Raw genomic sequence first — 16,800 nt, forward strand, 5'->3', positions numbered from 1 at the left:
GGGGGCCGTTCAGCGCCTCGCTCACGCCGTGATGGCCGGTTGCTTACAGATCCAGCAGCAGACGTGCGGGATCTTCCAGTGCTTCCTTGATCGCGACCAGCGACAGGACGGCTTCGCGGCCGTCGATGATGCGGTGGTCATAGGACAGCGCGAAGTAGTTGATCGGACGGACCACGACCTGGCCGTTTTCAACCACAGCGCGTTCCTTGGTGGCGTGGATGCCCAGGATCGCCGATTGCGGCGGGTTGATGATCGGGGTCGACAGCATGGAACCGAAGGTACCGCCGTTGGAGACGGTGAAGGTACCGCCCGACAGTTCTTCGATGGACAGCTTGCCGTCCTTGGCCTTCTGGCCGAATTCACCGATCTTCTTCTCGATGTCAGCGATGGACATCTGGTCCGCATCACGCAGGATGGGCACCACCAGGCCGCGCGGCGAACCGACGGCCACACCAATGTCGAAGTAGCCGTGGTAGACGATGTCATTGCCATCGACCGACGCGTTGACGATCGGGTACTTCTTCAGGGCGTGCACGACTGCCTTGACGAAGAAGGACATGAAGCCCAGCTTGACGCCGTGTTCCTTCTCGAACTTGTCCTTGTACTTGTTGCGCAGGTCGATGACCGGCTGCATGTTGATTTCGTTGAAGGTGGTCAGGATGGCGTTGGTCGATTGCGATTGCACCAGACGCTCGGCCACGCGGGCACGCAGGCGGCTCATCGGCACGCGCTGTTCCGGACGGCTTTCCAGGCCAGCCTTGACCGGGGCGGCCACTTGCGCCAGGGCCGGCTTGGCAGCGGCAGCAGGTGCGGCGGCGGGAGCCGACAGGGCACCCAGCACGTCGCCCTTGGTCACGCGGCCATCCTTGCCGGTGCCGGTGACTTGCGAGGTCGACAGGTTGTTGTCGGCAAGCAGCTTGGCAGCGGCGGGCATGGCGACGTCGCCCTTGGAGGCCAGCTCGGGAGCGGCAACCGGGGTCGGTTCGTTGGTCGATTGCGGTGCCGGGGCAGCCTTGACTTCGGTCGGGGCCACTTGTGCGGATGCGTCGGTGTCCAGGATGGCGATCACTTCACCGGCCACGACGGTGGCGCCGTCGGCCTTGATGATCTGGGTGATCACGCCGGCGTCCGGCGAGGGCAGTTCCAGCACGACCTTGTCGGTCTCGATGTCGATCAGGTTTTCATCGCGGGCGACGGGTTCGCCAACCTTCTTGTGCCATTGCAGCAGGGTCGCTTCGGCGACGGATTCCGACAACTGCGGGACTTTTACTTCGATTTGAGCCATTTTCAGGATTCTCCGATTTTCGGGTGATTTCGTTCTTATGGAAACAGGGACGCACTGCCCTCGCAGCGCGTCCCGTTTGCATCGATGATTACTTGGTCAGCACAAAGCCCTTGAGCTTGGCGAAGGCGGTTTCGATCAGTGCCTTTTGCTGTGCGTAGTGCTTGTCGTAGTAACCGACTGCCGGCGAGGCGCTGGCCGGGCGGCCTGCATAGGCCAGCTTCTGACCTTCGGAGAGATTCTCGAAGATGTTGTGCTGGATCTGCAGCCATGCGCCCTGGTTCTGCGGCTCGTCCTGTGCCCACACCAGTTCGTTGAAGTTCGGGAACTGCTTGAGGGCAGCGGCGAACGCCTTGTGCGGGAACGGATACAACTGCTCGACGCGGATGATGGCCGTATCGGTCTGGCCACGTTCCTTGCGGGCGTTGACCAGGTCGTAGTACACCTTGCCCGAGCAGGCGACGATGCGCTTGACCTTCTTGGCGTCGATGGTTTCATCGACTTCCGGAATCACGGTCTGGAACGAACCCTTGGCCAGGTCGGACAGGGGCGAGCCGGCATCCTTGTTACGCAGCAGCGACTTCGGGGTCATGATGATCAGCGGCTTGCGGAACAGGCGGATCATCTGGCGACGCAGCAGGTGGAAGATCTGCGCAGCGGTAGTGGGCTGCACGACCTGCATGTTGTTGTCGGCGCACAGCTGGAGGTAACGCTCGATACGTGCCGACGAGTGTTCCGGACCCTGGCCTTCGTAGCCGTGGGGCAGCATCTGCACCAGACCCGAGGCACGGCCCCACTTCACTTCGCCGGAGCTGATGAACTGGTCCATCACGACCTGGGCACCGTTGGCGAAGTCGCCGAACTGGGCTTCCCAGATGGTCAGGGTGTTCGGTTCAGCAGTCGAGTAGCCGTATTCGAAGGCCAGCACGGCCTCTTCGGACAGCACCGAGTCGATCACGGTGAAGGTGGACTGGTTCTCGGCCACATTCTGCAGCGGGATGAAGGTACCGGCATCCCAACGCTCGCGGTTCTGGTCGTGCAGCACGGCGTGACGGTGGGTGAAGGTGCCACGGCCGGCATCCTGACCGGTCAGGCGCACGGCATAGCCGGAGGAGACCAGGCTGGCGTAGGCCAGGTGTTCACCCATGCCCCAGTCCAGGTTCATTTCGCCACGGCCCATGGTAGCGCGATCGTTCAAGACCTTCTCGACCAGCGAGTGCACCTTGAAGCCTTCCGGCACGGTGGTGATCTTGGCGGCCAGGCGCTTCAGTTCCGCCATCGGCACGGCGGTTTCGGCGGCGTCGGTCCACTTGCGGTTCAGGAACGGCAGCCAGTCGACGGCATACTTGCTCTTGAAGTTGGTCAGCACCGGATCGATGGCGTGCTTGCCGGCGTCCATCGCGGCGCGGTAAGCCTTGACCAGTTCTTCGCCGCCATCGGCGGGAATGGTCTGCTGGGTCACCAGCTTGTCGGCGTAGAGCTTGCGGGTGCCGGGGTGCTGGGCGATCTTCTTGTACATCAGCGGCTGGGTCAGAGCAGGGGTATCTTGCTCGTTGTGGCCCAGCTTGCGGAAGCAGATGATGTCGACCACGATGTCCTTCTTGAACTTCATGCGGTAGTCGACAGCGATCTGGGTGGCGAACACGACGGCTTCCGGATCATCGCCGTTGACGTGCAGCACCGGGGCTTCGATCATCTTGACCACGTCCGAGCAGTACAGGGTCGAACGGGAGTCGCGCGGGTCGGAAGTGGTGAAGCCGATCTGGTTGTTGATGACGATGTGAACGGTGCCGCCCGTGCCGTAGCCACGGGTCTGTGCCAGGTTCAGGGTTTCCATCACCACGCCTTGGCCGGCGAAGGCGGCGTCGCCGTGCACCAGGATCGGCAGCACTTGCGAACCATCCTTGTCGCCGCGGCGATCCATACGTGCCTTGACCGAACCCTCGACCACCGGATTGACGATTTCCAGGTGGGACGGGTTGAAGGCCAGCGACAGGTGGACCGGGCCGCCAGGGGTCGACACGTCCGAGGAGAAACCTTGGTGGTACTTGACGTCACCGGCCGGCAGGTCGTCAGCGTGGCGGCCTTCGAATTCGGAGAACAGCTCCTGCGGGGTCTTGCCCAGGATGTTGACCAGCACGTTCAGACGGCCGCGGTGGGCCATGCCGATCACGATTTCCTGCACGCCCTTTTCACCAGCGCGCTGGATGGTTTCATCCAGGGAGGCGATGAAGGACTCGCCGCCTTCCAGCGAGAAGCGCTTCTGGCCGACGTACTTGGTGTGGAGGTAGCGCTCCAGGCCTTCAGCAGCGGTCAGGCGCTCCAGGATGTGCTTCTTCTTGTCGGAGGAGAAGCTGGGCACGGCACGGGTCGGTTCCAGGCGCTCTTCCAGCCAGCGCACTTCCGACATGTCGGAAATGTAGGTGAACTCGGCACCGATGGAGCGCGTGTAGGTGTCACGCAGCATCTGCAGCAGGTCGCGCAGGGATGCGGTTTCCGGGCCGAAGTAGGTGTTGTTGATGTTGAACACGATGTCCATGTCGGCATCGGTGAAGCCGTAGAAGGAGGGATCGAGTTCGGGGATGTTGGGACGTTCCTGGCGTTGCAGCGGGTCCAGGTTGGCGAAACGGGAACCGAGGTCACGGTAGCCGGCGATCAGCTGGGTGACAGCGACGCGCTTGCGGCCCATGTCGGAGTCGGCGGAAGCGATGACGGTGCGGATCGGGCCTTGCTTGGCACGTTCGGCGAAGGAAGCGATCACCGGAGCGTGGGCCACATCGGGACGGGTGGAGCCGTCGGTGGCGGGGACGTGTTGCACGGCGTCGAAGTATGCACGCCAGTTGTCGGGGACGGAGCCGGGGTTGTTCAGGTAGGCTTCGTACAGTTCTTCGATGTACGGAGCATTCCCACCGAACAGGTAGGAGTTGATGTTGTATTGCTCGTAGAGCTTTGTCATTTGCTCACCTTTCTTCGCGCTTCGCGAGATTAGCGGGTTTCTACACCTTCCGCGACACGGCCTGACCGGTTAGCGGATTGCATCAAGTTGTGGGGGAAGGACCTTGTCTACCTGAACTTCTGTACGTCATCCAGTCAGCGCATCGGAATTATATCTCCTAATATCAAATAAAAAAGCGAATCCTAAGGGATTCGCTTTTTTATTTGAAACCTGAAGCAAAAGGCGTTTCCGCCCACCAACGCCGGCCCGCAAAGCCTTGCTGCGCGGGCCCCGCTTCCCTCCCCCATCACTCCCGGGAGACGGGAAGCGCAGCGCTGGAGCCGCCTTTGTTGTCCGGCCGACAAGGCAGACGGACAACATCCGGCGATCAGCGCTTGTCGATCGGGGGAACGTCGCGACGCGGCGAGCCGACGAACAGCTGACGCGGACGGCCGATCTTCTGTTCCGGATCCGAGATCATTTCGTTCCACTGGGCGATCCAGCCGATGGTACGGGCCATGGCGAAGATGCAGGTGAACATCGAGGTCGGGATACCCAGGGCGCGCTGCACGATGCCGGAGTAGAAGTCGACGTTCGGGTACAGCTTGCGGGAGACGAAGTAGTCGTCTTCCAGGGCGATCTTTTCCAGCTCCATGGCCAGCTTGAACAGCGGGTCGTCGTGCAGGCCCAGTTCGTTCAGGACTTCGTAGCAGGTTTCGCGCATCAGCTTGGCACGCGGATCGTAGTTCTTGTAGACGCGGTGACCGAAGCCCATCAGCTTCACGCCGGAGTTCTTGTCCTTCACCTGCTTGATGAACTCGGGGATGTTTTCCACGGAGCCGATCTGTTCCAGCATGTTCAGTGCGGCTTCGTTGGCACCGCCGTGGGCAGGACCCCACAGGCAGGCGATACCGGCGGCGATACAGGCGAACGGGTTGGCACCGGAGGAGCCGGCCAGACGCACGGTCGAGGTCGAAGCGTTCTGCTCGTGGTCGGCGTGCAGGATCAGGATGCGGTCCAGTGCGCGCACCAGGACTTCGTTGACCTGATACTCTTCACACGGGTTGGCGAACATCATGCGCATGAAGTTGGCCGTGTAGGACAGGTCATTGCGCGGGTACACGAAGGGCTGGCCGATGCTGTACTTGTAGGCCATCGCCACCAGGGTCGGCAGCTTGGCGATCATGCGGATGGCCGAGACTTCGCGGTGGTTGGCGTTGGAGATGTCCAGCGAGTCGTGGTAGAAGGCCGACAGCGCGCCCACCGAGCCGGTCAGGACGGCCATCGGGTGCGCATCGCGGCGGAAGCCACGGAAGAAGAAGTTCATCTGCTCGTGCACCATGGTGTGCTGGGTCACGGTCTTGACGAACTCTTCCTTCTGGGTGGTATTGGGCAGTTCACCGTGCAGCAGCAGGTAGCAGGATTCCAGGAAGTCGCAGTTCACTGCCAGCTGTTCGATCGGATAGCCGCGGTACAGCAGTTCGCCCTTGTCGCCATCGATGTAGGTGATGGACGAGTTGCAGGAAGCGGTGGACATGAAGCCCGGGTCATAGGTGAACTTGCCGGTAGCGCCGTAGAGCTTGCGGATATCGATCACATCAGGGCCGATGCTGCCCTTGTAGATAGGAAAATCTACGGACGGAGAGCCGTCGGAGAACGACAGGGTAGCTTTGATATCGGTATTGGACATAGCTTTTCCTTTTGCTGGGATGGTGAAACCGTTAATCAAACGCCGCGACCGCAGGCCGGGCGTCATCGTGGCTCAGATGCGCCGGGTGGCCAGTGGAAACAGGCCGCGATCGGGCAAAATCGGTCTGGCTTGTGGCCAGGCGCAATATTCGTGCAACAGTCAGGCAGTACGCAGTTTCTTCAGCAACGCATGCACTTGGGGCAGGTCAACCGCCGCTTCGGGCTCCTTGCGGGCCAGCAGCAAGTCCATCAAGTCGTTGTCGGTCAGGTCCATCAGGCGCGAGAAGGCATCGACCTCGTCGTCGCTCATCTGCGCCTCGTTGGCGTCGAGATAGCGGGTGAGGATCAGATCGTTCTCCAGCAGCCCGCGGCGCGCACGCCAGCGCAGTCGCGCCCGCTTGGCCGGATCATCCTGGTGACGCTGTTCAGTCATGAACTCGCTCATTTCTAGTCTTTCCATTCACTTCAACCGGGCCAAAACTGAAGGAACCGGTCGGGGAAGCCGCTTGCAGCCCCGCTCCCCCTTGCTGCCGCCCGCCATGCACGGCGGGTCTGGCAGGCAACACACCGATCCGGCTTACACCGAACGGCGCACCATCAGTTCCTTGATCTTGCCGATGGCCTTGTTCGGGTTCAGACCCTTGGGGCAGACATCGACGCAGTTCATGATGGAACGGCAACGGAACAGGCGATACGGGTCTTCCAGGTTGTCCAGGCGCGCGCCGGTAGCTTCGTCGCGGCTGTCGGCGATGAAGCGGTAGGCTTGCAGCAGGCCAGCGGGGCCTACGAACTTGTCCGGGTTCCACCAGAACGACGGGCAGGAGGTCGAGCAGCAGGCGCACAGGATGCACTCGTAGACGCCGTCGAGTTCTTCACGCTGTTCCGGCGACTGCAGACGTTCCTTCTCGGGCGGAATGCTGTCGTTGATCAGGTAGGGCTTGATCGAATCGTACTGCTTGAAGAAGTTCGTCATATCGACGATCAGGTCGCGGATCACCGGCAGGCCAGGCAGCGGCTTCAGAACGATGGGCTCAGTCAGTTCGTTCAGGTTGGTGATGCAGGCCAGGCCGTTCTTGCCGTTGATGTTCATGGCATCGGAACCGCACACGCCTTCACGGCAGGAGCGGCGCAGCGCCAGCGAATCGTCGACGTCGGACTTGATGCGTTGCAGGGCGTCCAGCAGCATCTTGTCGGTGGGCTTCAGTTCCACCGTCAGGTCTTGCATGTACGGCTTGTCGTCCTTGTCCGGATCGTAACGATAGATCTTGAATTTCAGGGTGCGAGTCATGTTGCGACCTCTTAGAAAGTACGTGCTTTAGGTTTGAAAGTCTCGACGGTCAGCGGCTGCATGTTGACCGGCTTGTAGTCGAGACGATTCCCCTCGGAGAACCACAGCGTGTGCTTGAGCCAGTTCACGTCGTCGCGCTGCTCGTAATCGCTGTGCGCGTGGGCGCCGCGCGATTCCTTGCGAGCCGCTGCCGAGGTGATGGTGGCCTTGGCCGTTTCGATCAGGTTGTCCAGTTCCAGCGCTTCCACGCGGGCGGTGTTGAAGACCTTGGACTTGTCCTTGAAGGAGACGTGCTTGCGGCGCTCGTCCAGCTCCATGATCTTGGTATAGCCTTCCTGCAGCAGGGCGTCGGTACGGAACACGCCGCAGTACTTCTGCATGGTGGCACGGATATCGTTGGCCACGTCCTGCACACGTTCGGAACCGGTGCTGCTTTCCAGGTGCGCAATACGTTCCAGCGAGCGGTCCAGGGCGCCGGCCGGGATCGGCTTGTGGCTCTGGTCCTGCAGGCGGCTGCCGACGATGTGATTGCCGGCTGCGCGGCCGAAGACCACCAGGTCCAGCAGCGAGTTGGTACCCAGGCGGTTGGCGCCGTGCACCGAGACGCAGGCGCATTCGCCGATGGCGTACATGCCCTGCACCACTTCCTTCATCGAACCACCCTTGGGTGCGACCACCTGGCCGTGGATGTTGGTGGGGATGCCACCCATCTGGTAGTGGATGGTCGGCACGACGGGGATCGGTTCCTTGGTCGCGTCGACGTTGGCGAACTTGTGGGCGATTTCCAGGATCGAGGGCAGGCGCTTCTTGATGGTGTCGGCACCGATGTGGCGCAGATCCAGCAGCACGTGATCCTTGTGGGGACCGACGCCGCGGCCTTCCTTGATTTCCTGGTCCATCGAACGCGAGACGAAGTCACGCGGGGCCAGGTCCTTCAGGGTCGGCGCATAGCGCTCCATGAAGCGTTCGCCGTTGCTGTTGATCAGGATGCCGCCTTCGCCGCGCACGCCTTCGGTAATCAGCACGCCCGCGCCGGCCACGCCGGTCGGGTGGAACTGCCAGAATTCCATGTCCTGCAGCGGCAGGCCGGCACGTGCGGCCATGCCCATGCCGTCGCCGGTGTTGATGAAGGCATTGGTCGATGCCGCCCAGATACGGCCTGCACCGCCGGTGGCGAACAGGGTGGTCTTGGCGTGCAGCATCATGATTTCGCCGGTTTCCATTTCCAGCGCCACCACGCCGAGGACATCGCCCTCTTCGTTGCGGATCACGTCCAGCGCCATCCACTCCACGAAGAAGTGGGTCTTGGCGCGCACGTTGCGCTGGTACAGGGTGTGCAGCAGAGCGTGACCGGTACGGTCAGCCGCAGCACAGGCGCGCTGCACCGGCTTTTCGCCCAGGTTGGCGGTGTGGCCGCCGAACGGACGCTGGTAGATGGTGCCATCCGGGTTGCGGTCGAAGGGCATGCCGAAGTGTTCCAGCTCGTAGACGGCCTTCGGTGCTTCGCGGCACATGAATTCGATGGCGTCCTGGTCGCCCAGATAGTCCGAACCCTTGACGGTGTCGAACATGTGCCAGTACCAGTTGTCTTCGGACATGTTGCCCAGCGAAGCGCCGATGCCGCCTTGGGCAGCCACGGTGTGCGAGCGGGTCGGGAAGACCTTGGACAGGACGGCGACGTTCAGGCCGGCTTCGGCCAGTTGCAGCGAGGCGCGCATGCCGGAGCCACCGGCGCCGACGATGACCGCGTCAAAGCGGCGGGTAGTGATGGCGGATTTGATTGCAGCCACGATTAGTTTCTCCACAGAATCTGCGCGGCGTAGCCAGCGCAACCGATCAGCCACACGATAGTGGCAACTTGCAGGACCAGGCGAACGCCAACGGGCTTGACGTAGTCCATGAGCGCGTCACGCACGCCGATCCAGGCGTGGAAGAACAGGGCCATGAACACGGCAAAGGTAGCTACCTTGAACCATTGATGCGAGAACAGCGCCGCCCAGCCTTCGTAGCTGAAGTTGGTCGCCGTGAAGAAGCACACCAGCAGGATGACGGTATAGACAGCCATCACGACGGCGGTGGCGCGTTGTGCCAGCCAGTCACGCAGGCCATAGTGGGCGCCGACGACCAGGCGCTTGGGTCCGATGTTGTTATCAGCCATTTTCAGAATGCTCCGAACAGTTTCAATGCGACCAGGACCATCAGCGTGATGCTGATCACCAGGACAGTTGCCGAGGACTTGCGTGCGCTGTCCTTGTCCAGACCGACGTGGTTGTCCATGATCAGGTGACGGATGCCGGCGCAGAAGTGGTGCAGGTAGGCCCAGGAAAGCGCCAGGATGACGAGCTTGACGAACCAGCCCGAAGTGAAGCCCTTGAGATAGGCAAAGGTACCTTCCGAGAGCAGGCTGCTGTCCAACAGGAACAGTATGAAGGGCAGCATCAGGAACAGGAACAGACCGCTGATGCGGTGCATGATCGAGACGATGGCAGCCAAAGGCATGCGATAGCCGGCAATTTGGGTTAGGTGTATGTTACGAAATTGCGGCCGTTGTGGTTTAGCGGCTTCAGACATACAAGGTTCTCCTCAGTTTAAAACAATCATGCAATTTTCGCCGATTTTCGAAATCACCATCAACTTTTATTGCGCTTCGCAGCATGCCGAAAAGGCTTGACACCGGTCCTTCTGCACTGGACAGGCGCGTTGCACCTGAGGCCGGAATGACCGACCCGGCTTTGCTCAGCTCAACTCGCTTTGGTAATGGTGATTCGTCGTCAGGTACAGTCCGCGCCGCATTTCCACCGGCTTGTCGCCATAGGTAAATGAAGCCCGCTCCACACTCAGCAACGGCGTTTGGGGCGCTACGCCCAGAAACTCTGCGGCATCCTGATCCGCCCCGACGGCACGGATGCGCTCTTCGGCACGGATCATGCGCGTACCGAACTCGGATTCAAACAGACCATACAGAGGCCCGCGATATTCCACCAGGCGCTCGGCCGTCAGCCCCTTGAAGATGGCGCCAGGCAGCCAGATGTCTTCGAGGATGATGGGAACGCCGTTGAAGGATTTTACCCGGCGAATGAAAATGACGGAGTCACCCGACTTCATGTCGAGCTGACGGGCCACTTCGGCCGAGGCGCGTACGCGCCTGACTTCGATGATCTTGTTGGCGGGACGCTGCGGCTCGTCGCTGTCGGCCATGAGCCTGAGGAAGCGGAACTGCGCCTGCGTCTCGTGATGGGTGGCCACGAAGGTCCCCTTGCCCTGGCGACGCACCACCAGGTTTTCGGCTGCCAGTTCGTCGATGGCCTTGCGCACCGTACCCTGACTGACCTTGAACCGGCTACCCAACTCCACCTCACTGGGGATCAGCTCGCCCGGCTTCCACTCGCCCGCTTCCAGGCGCTGCATGATGAGCGCCTTGATCTGCTGGTACAACGGACTGAAGGTGGGCGCCGGACTGGCAACACCCGCCCCCGCGGCTTGCGCGTCGACGTTGTTCGGATTGGGCAGGATCGAGCTCATAACCTCGAATTTCACCACAAAACTCCTTACGGCGTCCAGCAAAAACTAGGCAATAATATGTCTTATATAAGACATAAGATATTGATTGACAGCGGTCTTTCGCAAGCCTACACTCGCGAGCAACCTGAAGAGCCGCAAGGCAGGCAGGGAGCGATCTACCGGCCAGTAGACGATAACGAGAATCGCTCTCATCAAGACCTCTCCGATGCGACCATTTTCTGCAGGCAGAACACAAGTTTGACAGCTTTTTGATTTGTCGGCAGGACCCGGCCCGAAAGCACCTGACTCACTGCGTTTTCGACGGTATCATGGCGGCCTAACAAGAATTCGAGGAAAACCGCGCATTTTTCATGCGCACCCCTGAAGCAACCGCTACACGGCCCTGCCGCGCCACGCGCGACCTGACCGCAGCGGCCGCTTCGATGCAGTCTGAATGCTTTTTTTCATCACCTCTTTTGGAGATTCAACATGGCTAAAGCCCCCATGCGTGTTGCCGTCACCGGCGCCGCCGGTCAGATCGGTTACTCCCTGCTGTTCCGCATCGCCAATGGCGACCTGCTGGGCAAAGACCAGCCGGTCATCCTGCAACTGCTGGAAATCCCCGATGAGAAGGCACAGAAGGCCCTGAAGGGCGTCATCATGGAAATCGATGACTGCGCCTTCCCGCTGCTGGCTGGCGTGACCGCCCACAGCGATCCGATGACCGCCTTCAAGGATGCCGACATCGCCCTGCTGGTGGGTGCCCGTCCCCGTGGCCCCGGCATGGAGCGCAAGGACCTGCTGGAAGCCAACGCCCAGATCTTCACCGTGCAGGGCAAGGCACTGGACGCCGTCGCATCGCGCAACGTCAAGGTGCTGGTGGTCGGCAACCCGGCCAACACCAACGCCTACATCGCCATGAAGTCGGCCCCCAACCTGCCGGCCAAGAACTTCACCGCCATGCTGCGCCTGGACCACAACCGCGCCCTGTCGCAAGTGGCTGCCAAGATCGGCAAGCCGGTCTCGGCCATCGAAAAACTGTGCGTGTGGGGCAACCACTCGCCGACCATGTACGCCGACTACCGCTTCGCTACTGCTGATGGCGCATCGGTCAAGGACACCATCAACGACCAGGAATGGAACAAGAACGTGTTCCTGCCCACCGTCGGCAAGCGCGGCGCGGCCATCATCGAAGCCCGTGGCCTGTCCTCGGCCGCTTCGGCAGCCAACGCGGCCATCGACCACGTGCGTGACTGGGTACTGGGCACCAACGGCAAGTGGACCACCATGGGCATCCCCTCCGACGGTTCCTACGGCATCCCCGAAGGCACCATGTTCGGCTTCCCGGTGACCACCGAAAACGGTGAGTACAAGATCGTCCAGGGCCTGGAGATCGATGAGTTCTCGCAAGAGCGCATCAACATCACCCTGAAGGAACTGCTGGAAGAGCGCGAAGGCGTCAAGCATCTGGTCGGCTAATTGACCATGGCGCGGCCGCCCTTCGGGGCGCCGCGCCTGCCGTTTCGTCTCCGTGTCACATCGCCCGTTTCGATAACCTCTACCCTGCTTTCATTCGCAGCAATGCTTCCTTCCCAGGTCTTGTTCCCAGGTGCCCAGCAACCGGTTTCGCTTCCGGTGTGCGATCACTACGCCGGCTCCGAAAAGCTGATGCGCAAGTCGATGGCCCTGCAACAGGAGCTCGGCCCCTTGTTCGACATCACCTTCGACTGCGAAGACGGTGCTGCCGCCGGCAATGAAGCCGCGCACGCCGAACTGGTCGCCTCGCTCATCGCCAGCCCCGACAACGTCTACCGCCGCATCGGCGCGCGCTTGCACGACGTGGGGCATGCGCATTTCGAGCAGGACGTGGCCATCATCTGCGGCGCCGCTGCGCGCGAGCTGGCCTATGTGATGCTGCCCAAGCCCGAAGGCATCGATGACGTGCAGCGCGCCCTGGAGAGCATCAACCGCGTGGCCCGCTCGGCGGGTCGCCCGCAGTTGCCGGTGCAGGTATTGATCGAGACCCATGGTGCCCTGGCCGATGTCGCCAGGATCGCCGCCCTGCCCCAGGTGCAGTCACTGTCCTTCGGGGTGATGGATTTCGTCTCGGCCCATTACGGAGCCATTCCCGGCAGCGCCATGCGCTCGCCCGGACAGTTCGACCATCCGCTGGTGCGCCGCGCCAAGCTGGAAATCGCCGCCGCCTGTCATGCGCATGGCAAGGTGCCGTCGCACAACGTGAGCACCGACATCAAGAATCCCGCCGCCGTGGCCGACGATGCGCGTCGCGCGGCGCAGGAGTTTGGCTATACCCGGATGTGGAGCATCCATCCGGACCAGATCCGGCCCATCGTGCAGGCCATGTCCCCGACCAGCGAAGAGGCCGGGACGGCGGCACAGATCTTGCTCAAGGCGCAGGCGGTGCAGTGGGGCCCGATTCAGCATGAGGGCAACCTGCATGACCGCGCCAGTTATCGCTATTACTGGAGTATCCTGCAACGCGCGCACGCCACCGGCATCGCGCTGCCGCCGGAGACTGCCCCCTGGTTCGCCCGCGGCGACGCCCTCTCAACCACGCAGTAACATCGTTTCAACCGACGTCCATGAAAAAGCACCTGACTCTCCTCGCCCTGCTGGGCGCCCTGTTTGCCACCGCCGGCATCACTGCGGCACATGCCCAACCCGACACCAAGCCGGCGGCCAAGAAAAAGGTCGTCAAGAAGGCGCACACCAGCAAGGCGCACGGCAAGAAGGCCGCCGCTGCCGCTGCCCCGGCCGCCAAGATGCCGTTCTCTTCCGATGCCGAGGATGATGACAGCGAACCCGACCTGGGCGGTACCGTCTCGGCCGACTTCCAGTGCGAAATGGGTCAGAAGCTGACCATCTGGAAGAACGAAGCCGATGACAAGCACATCGCCATCCGCTGGAACAAGCGCATCCACCGCCTCACCCGCGTGGCCACCACCACCGGTGCCAACCGCTTCGAAAACCACAAGATGGGCCTGGTCTGGATCGGTATTCCGGCCAAGGGCCTGCTGCTGGATTCCAAGAAGGGCCAGCAGTTGGCCAACGAATGCAAGAACGCCGAGCAGATGAAGGCAGCCGCCGCAGCACCGGCCGCCCTCCTCGCCGCGGCACCCCACCAGAACTGAGCCGGCAGCCGCCGGCGCAGTGTTTCAAGCAACACAGAATCAGGCAGCACCCCGCAGTTCACCATTGCAGCGCAAACCGGATTCGACTAGCTAGCATCACTAAATTGCCAAATTAAGGAGAAGAGGCCATGTCTCGCAACACATTGAACACCCTGAAGGAATTCAAGATTTCCGGTTCCAAGAAGGGCAAGTTCTACTCCCTGCCCGCCCTGCAAAAGTCGCTGGGCGTGAATATCTCGCGCCTGCCGGTGTCGATCCGCATCGTGCTGGAATCGGTGCTGCGCAACTGCGATGGCCAGAAGGTCACCGAAGAACACGTCAAGCAACTGGCCAACTGGGGCGCCAAGGCTGCCCGCGTCGATGAGATCCCCTTCGTGGTGGCCCGCGTGGTGCTGCAGGACTTCACCGGCGTGCCGCTGCTGGCCGACCTGGCCGCCATGCGCAACGTCGCCAGCAAGCTGGGCAAGAACCCCAAGAACATCGAACCGCTGGTCCCCGTGGACCTGGTGGTGGACCACTCGGTGCAGATCGACCACTTCCGCGAGAAGAAGGCACTGGACCTGAACATGAAGCTGGAATTCTCGCGCAACAACGAGCGCTACCAGTTCATGAAGTGGGGCATGCAAGCCTTCGACACCTTCGGCGTGGTGCCTCCGGGCTTCGGCATCGTGCACCAGGTCAACCTGGAATACCTGGCACGCGGCGTGCACAACAAGACCGGCGTCTACTACCCTGACACCCTGGTCGGCACCGACTCCCACACCACCATGATCAACGGCATCGGCGTGGTCGGCTGGGGCGTGGGCGGCATCGAAGCTGAAGCCGGCATGCTGGGCCAGCCGGTCTACTTCCTGACCCCGGACGTGGTCGGCGTGAACCTGACCGGCGCCCTGCGCGAAGGCGTCACCGCCACCGACCTGGTGCTGACCATCACCGAACTGCTGCGCCAGACCAAGGTCGTGGGCAAGTTCGTCGAATTCTTCGGTGAAGGTACCGAATCGCTGTCGCTGACCGACCGCGCCACCATCGCCAACATGGCACCGGAATACGGCGCCACCATGGGCTTCTTCCCGGTCGACGACGCTACCATCGACTACTTCAAGGGCACCGGCCGCACCAAGGCTGAAATCGACGCCTTCGAAGCCTATTTCAAGGCACAAGGCCTGTACGGCGTGCCCAAGGCCGGCCAGATCGACTACACCCAGGAAGTCTCCCTGGACCTGGGCACCGTCGCGCCGTCGCTGGCGGGTCCGAAGCGTCCGCAAGACCGCATCGAGATCGGCAACGTCAAGTCCACCTTCTCGGACCTGTTCACCAAGCCGACCGCTGAGAACGGCTTCAACAAGAAGGCCGAAGACCTGACCGCGTCCTACAAGAACGCCGATGGCGTGGATGTGCACAACGGTGACGTGCTGATCGCCGCCATCACCTCCTGCACCAACACCTCCAACCCGAGCGTGCTGCTGGCCGCTGGCCTGCTGGCCAAGAAGGCCGTGGAAGCCGGCCTGAAGGTGGCCCCGCACATCAAGACCTCGCTGGCCCCTGGCTCGCGCGTGGTGACCAAGTACCTGGAAGCGGCAGGCCTCTTGCCGTACCTGGAAAAGCTGGGCTTTGGCGTGACCGCCTACGGTTGCACCACTTGCATCGGCAACGCCGGCGACCTGACCCCGGCCATGAACGAAGCCATCGTCAAGAACGACGTGGTGGCCGCCGCCGTGCTGTCGGGCAACCGCAACTTCGAAGCCCGTATCCACCCGAACATCCGCGCCAACTTCCTGGCCTCGCCTCCGCTGGTCGTGGCTTACGCCATCGCCGGCAATGTCACCCGTGACCTGATGACCGAACCGGTCGGCAAGGGCCGTGGCGGCAAGAACGTCTACCTGGGCGACATCTGGCCGACCTCGCAAGAGATCGAAAAGCTGCTGAAGTTCGCCATGAACGCCAAGACCTTCAAGGAAAACTACGCCGATGTGAAGGGCGCTCCCGGCAAGCTGTGGGAAGCCATCAAGGGCGTCGCCAAGGGCGAAGTCTACAACTGGCCGAGCTCGACCTACATCGCCGAGCCGCCGTTCTTCGAGAACTTCAGCGAAGAACCCAAGGCTGCCGCCACCGGCATCAGCGGCGCACGTGCCCTGGGTGTGTTCGGCGACTCGATCACCACCGACCACATCTCTCCGGCCGGTTCCATCAAGGAATCCAGCCCGGCCGGCAAGTGGCTGCAAGCCAATGGCGTGCTGAAGGCTGACTTCAACTCCTACGGCTCGCGCCGTGGCAACCACGAGATCATGATGCGCGGCACCTTCGCCAACGTGCGTATCAAGAACCTGATGATCCCGGCCAAGGAAGACGGCTCGCGCGTCGAAGGCGGCATCACCATTCACCAGCCCTCCGGTGAAGAAATGTCGATCTACGACGCCGCCATGAAGTACGTGGCCGAAGGCACCCCGACCATGGTCTTCGGTGGCGAAGAGTACGGTACCGGCTCCTCCCGTGACTGGGCTGCCAAGGGCACCCAGTTGCTGGGCGTGAAGGCCGTGATCGCACGTTCCTTCGAGCGTATCCACCGTTCCAACCTGGTGGGCATGGGCGTGCTGCCGCTGCAGTTCCTGGGCAACGACAGCGTGCAGTCGCTGGGCATCACCGGTGAAGAAAGCTTCGACCTGAAGGGCCTGGAAGGCGAGATCAAGCCGCAACAGGAAGCCACCCTGGTGATCCACCGCAAGAACGGCCAGACCCAGGAAGTCAAGCTGCTGCTGCGTATCGACACCCCGATCGAAGTGGACTACTACAAGCATGGCGGCATCCTGCCGTTCGTGCTGCGTCAGCTGCTGGCAGCCTAAGCAGCGCACGTCCTACCCTGCAGCAAGGAAAACGCCGGATTCGTCCGGCGTTTTTTATTGCCCCTTGGCGCTGCGCAAAGGCAGCGGCTGACAGGGCTGACAAATCAACTACA

General features: G+C 61.8%; 13 protein-coding genes. 4 read left to right on the forward strand and 9 right to left on the reverse strand.

The genetic code is table 11. The features are described 5' to 3' along the window. Positions 1 to 43: 43 nt before the first annotated feature. From odhB to ACODSZ_RS16540, 9 genes are all read right to left on the reverse strand, one after another. Positions 44 to 1,285 carry a 2-oxoglutarate dehydrogenase complex dihydrolipoyllysine-residue succinyltransferase gene (gene odhB, locus ACODSZ_RS16500; protein WP_088753356.1) on the reverse strand — a complete coding sequence of 414 codons (1,242 nt, stop codon included), beginning with the start codon at positions 1,283 to 1,285 and terminating at the stop codon, positions 44 to 46. Positions 1,286 to 1,373: 88 nt separating this feature from the next. After that, the gene (locus ACODSZ_RS16505; protein ID WP_175344325.1) at positions 1,374 to 4,238 is read right to left on the reverse strand and encodes a 2-oxoglutarate dehydrogenase E1 component; all 2,865 of its coding nucleotides are present in this window, start codon (positions 4,236 to 4,238) and stop codon (positions 1,374 to 1,376) included. Positions 4,239 to 4,605: 367 nt separating this feature from the next. After that, on the reverse strand, positions 4,606 to 5,907 hold the full coding sequence (gene gltA / locus ACODSZ_RS16510; RefSeq protein WP_008329923.1) for a citrate synthase: 1,302 nt from the start codon (positions 5,905 to 5,907) through the stop codon (positions 4,606 to 4,608). A gap of 159 nt (positions 5,908 to 6,066) precedes the next feature. Next, complete coding sequence (locus ACODSZ_RS16515; RefSeq protein ID WP_008329929.1) at positions 6,067 to 6,351, reverse strand: FAD assembly factor SdhE; 285 nt, start codon at positions 6,349 to 6,351, stop codon at positions 6,067 to 6,069. A 132-nt stretch (positions 6,352 to 6,483) separates the two neighbouring features. Beyond that, a complete protein-coding gene (locus tag ACODSZ_RS16520; RefSeq protein ID WP_006463281.1) occupies positions 6,484 to 7,194 on the reverse strand; it encodes a succinate dehydrogenase iron-sulfur subunit in 711 nt (236 codons plus the stop codon). Between the two features lie 11 nt (positions 7,195 to 7,205). After that, positions 7,206 to 8,984, reverse strand: coding sequence for a succinate dehydrogenase flavoprotein subunit (sdhA, locus tag ACODSZ_RS16525; RefSeq protein WP_286866073.1), 1,779 nt, complete (start codon positions 8,982 to 8,984; stop codon positions 7,206 to 7,208). Positions 8,985 to 8,986: 2 nt separating this feature from the next. Further along, complete coding sequence (gene sdhD, locus ACODSZ_RS16530) at positions 8,987 to 9,352, reverse strand: succinate dehydrogenase, hydrophobic membrane anchor protein (RefSeq protein WP_008329931.1); 366 nt, start codon at positions 9,350 to 9,352, stop codon at positions 8,987 to 8,989. Positions 9,353 to 9,354: 2 nt separating this feature from the next. Then, entirely contained in the window at positions 9,355 to 9,765 is a 411-nt protein-coding gene (gene sdhC, locus ACODSZ_RS16535) for a succinate dehydrogenase, cytochrome b556 subunit (protein ID WP_175344326.1), read from the reverse strand. Positions 9,766 to 9,930: 165 nt separating this feature from the next. Beyond that, positions 9,931 to 10,716, reverse strand: coding sequence for a GntR family transcriptional regulator (locus tag ACODSZ_RS16540; RefSeq protein WP_034350451.1), 786 nt, complete (start codon positions 10,714 to 10,716; stop codon positions 9,931 to 9,933). A 468-nt stretch (positions 10,717 to 11,184) separates the two neighbouring features. Here ACODSZ_RS16540 and ACODSZ_RS16545 point away from each other — a divergent pair, with 468 nt between their 5' ends. The 4 genes from ACODSZ_RS16545 (at position 11,185) to acnA (ending at position 16,687) form a co-directional block, all read left to right on the forward strand. Further along, positions 11,185 to 12,174, forward strand: a complete 990-nt coding sequence (locus ACODSZ_RS16545; protein WP_034350453.1) for a malate dehydrogenase — start codon at positions 11,185 to 11,187, stop codon at positions 12,172 to 12,174. A gap of 102 nt (positions 12,175 to 12,276) precedes the next feature. Beyond that, positions 12,277 to 13,278, forward strand: a complete 1,002-nt coding sequence (locus tag ACODSZ_RS16550; RefSeq protein ID WP_488928069.1) for an HpcH/HpaI aldolase/citrate lyase family protein — start codon at positions 12,277 to 12,279, stop codon at positions 13,276 to 13,278. Positions 13,279 to 13,298: 20 nt separating this feature from the next. Then, on the forward strand, positions 13,299 to 13,847 hold the full coding sequence (locus ACODSZ_RS16555) for a hypothetical protein (protein WP_008329961.1): 549 nt from the start codon (positions 13,299 to 13,301) through the stop codon (positions 13,845 to 13,847). 128 nt (positions 13,848 to 13,975) lie between these two features. Further along, the gene (gene acnA, locus ACODSZ_RS16560; protein ID WP_488928070.1) at positions 13,976 to 16,687 is read left to right on the forward strand and encodes an aconitate hydratase AcnA; all 2,712 of its coding nucleotides are present in this window, start codon (positions 13,976 to 13,978) and stop codon (positions 16,685 to 16,687) included. Positions 16,688 to 16,800: the final 113 nt, after the last annotated feature.

It is taken from the genome of Herbaspirillum sp. FG34, assembly GCF_057809315.1.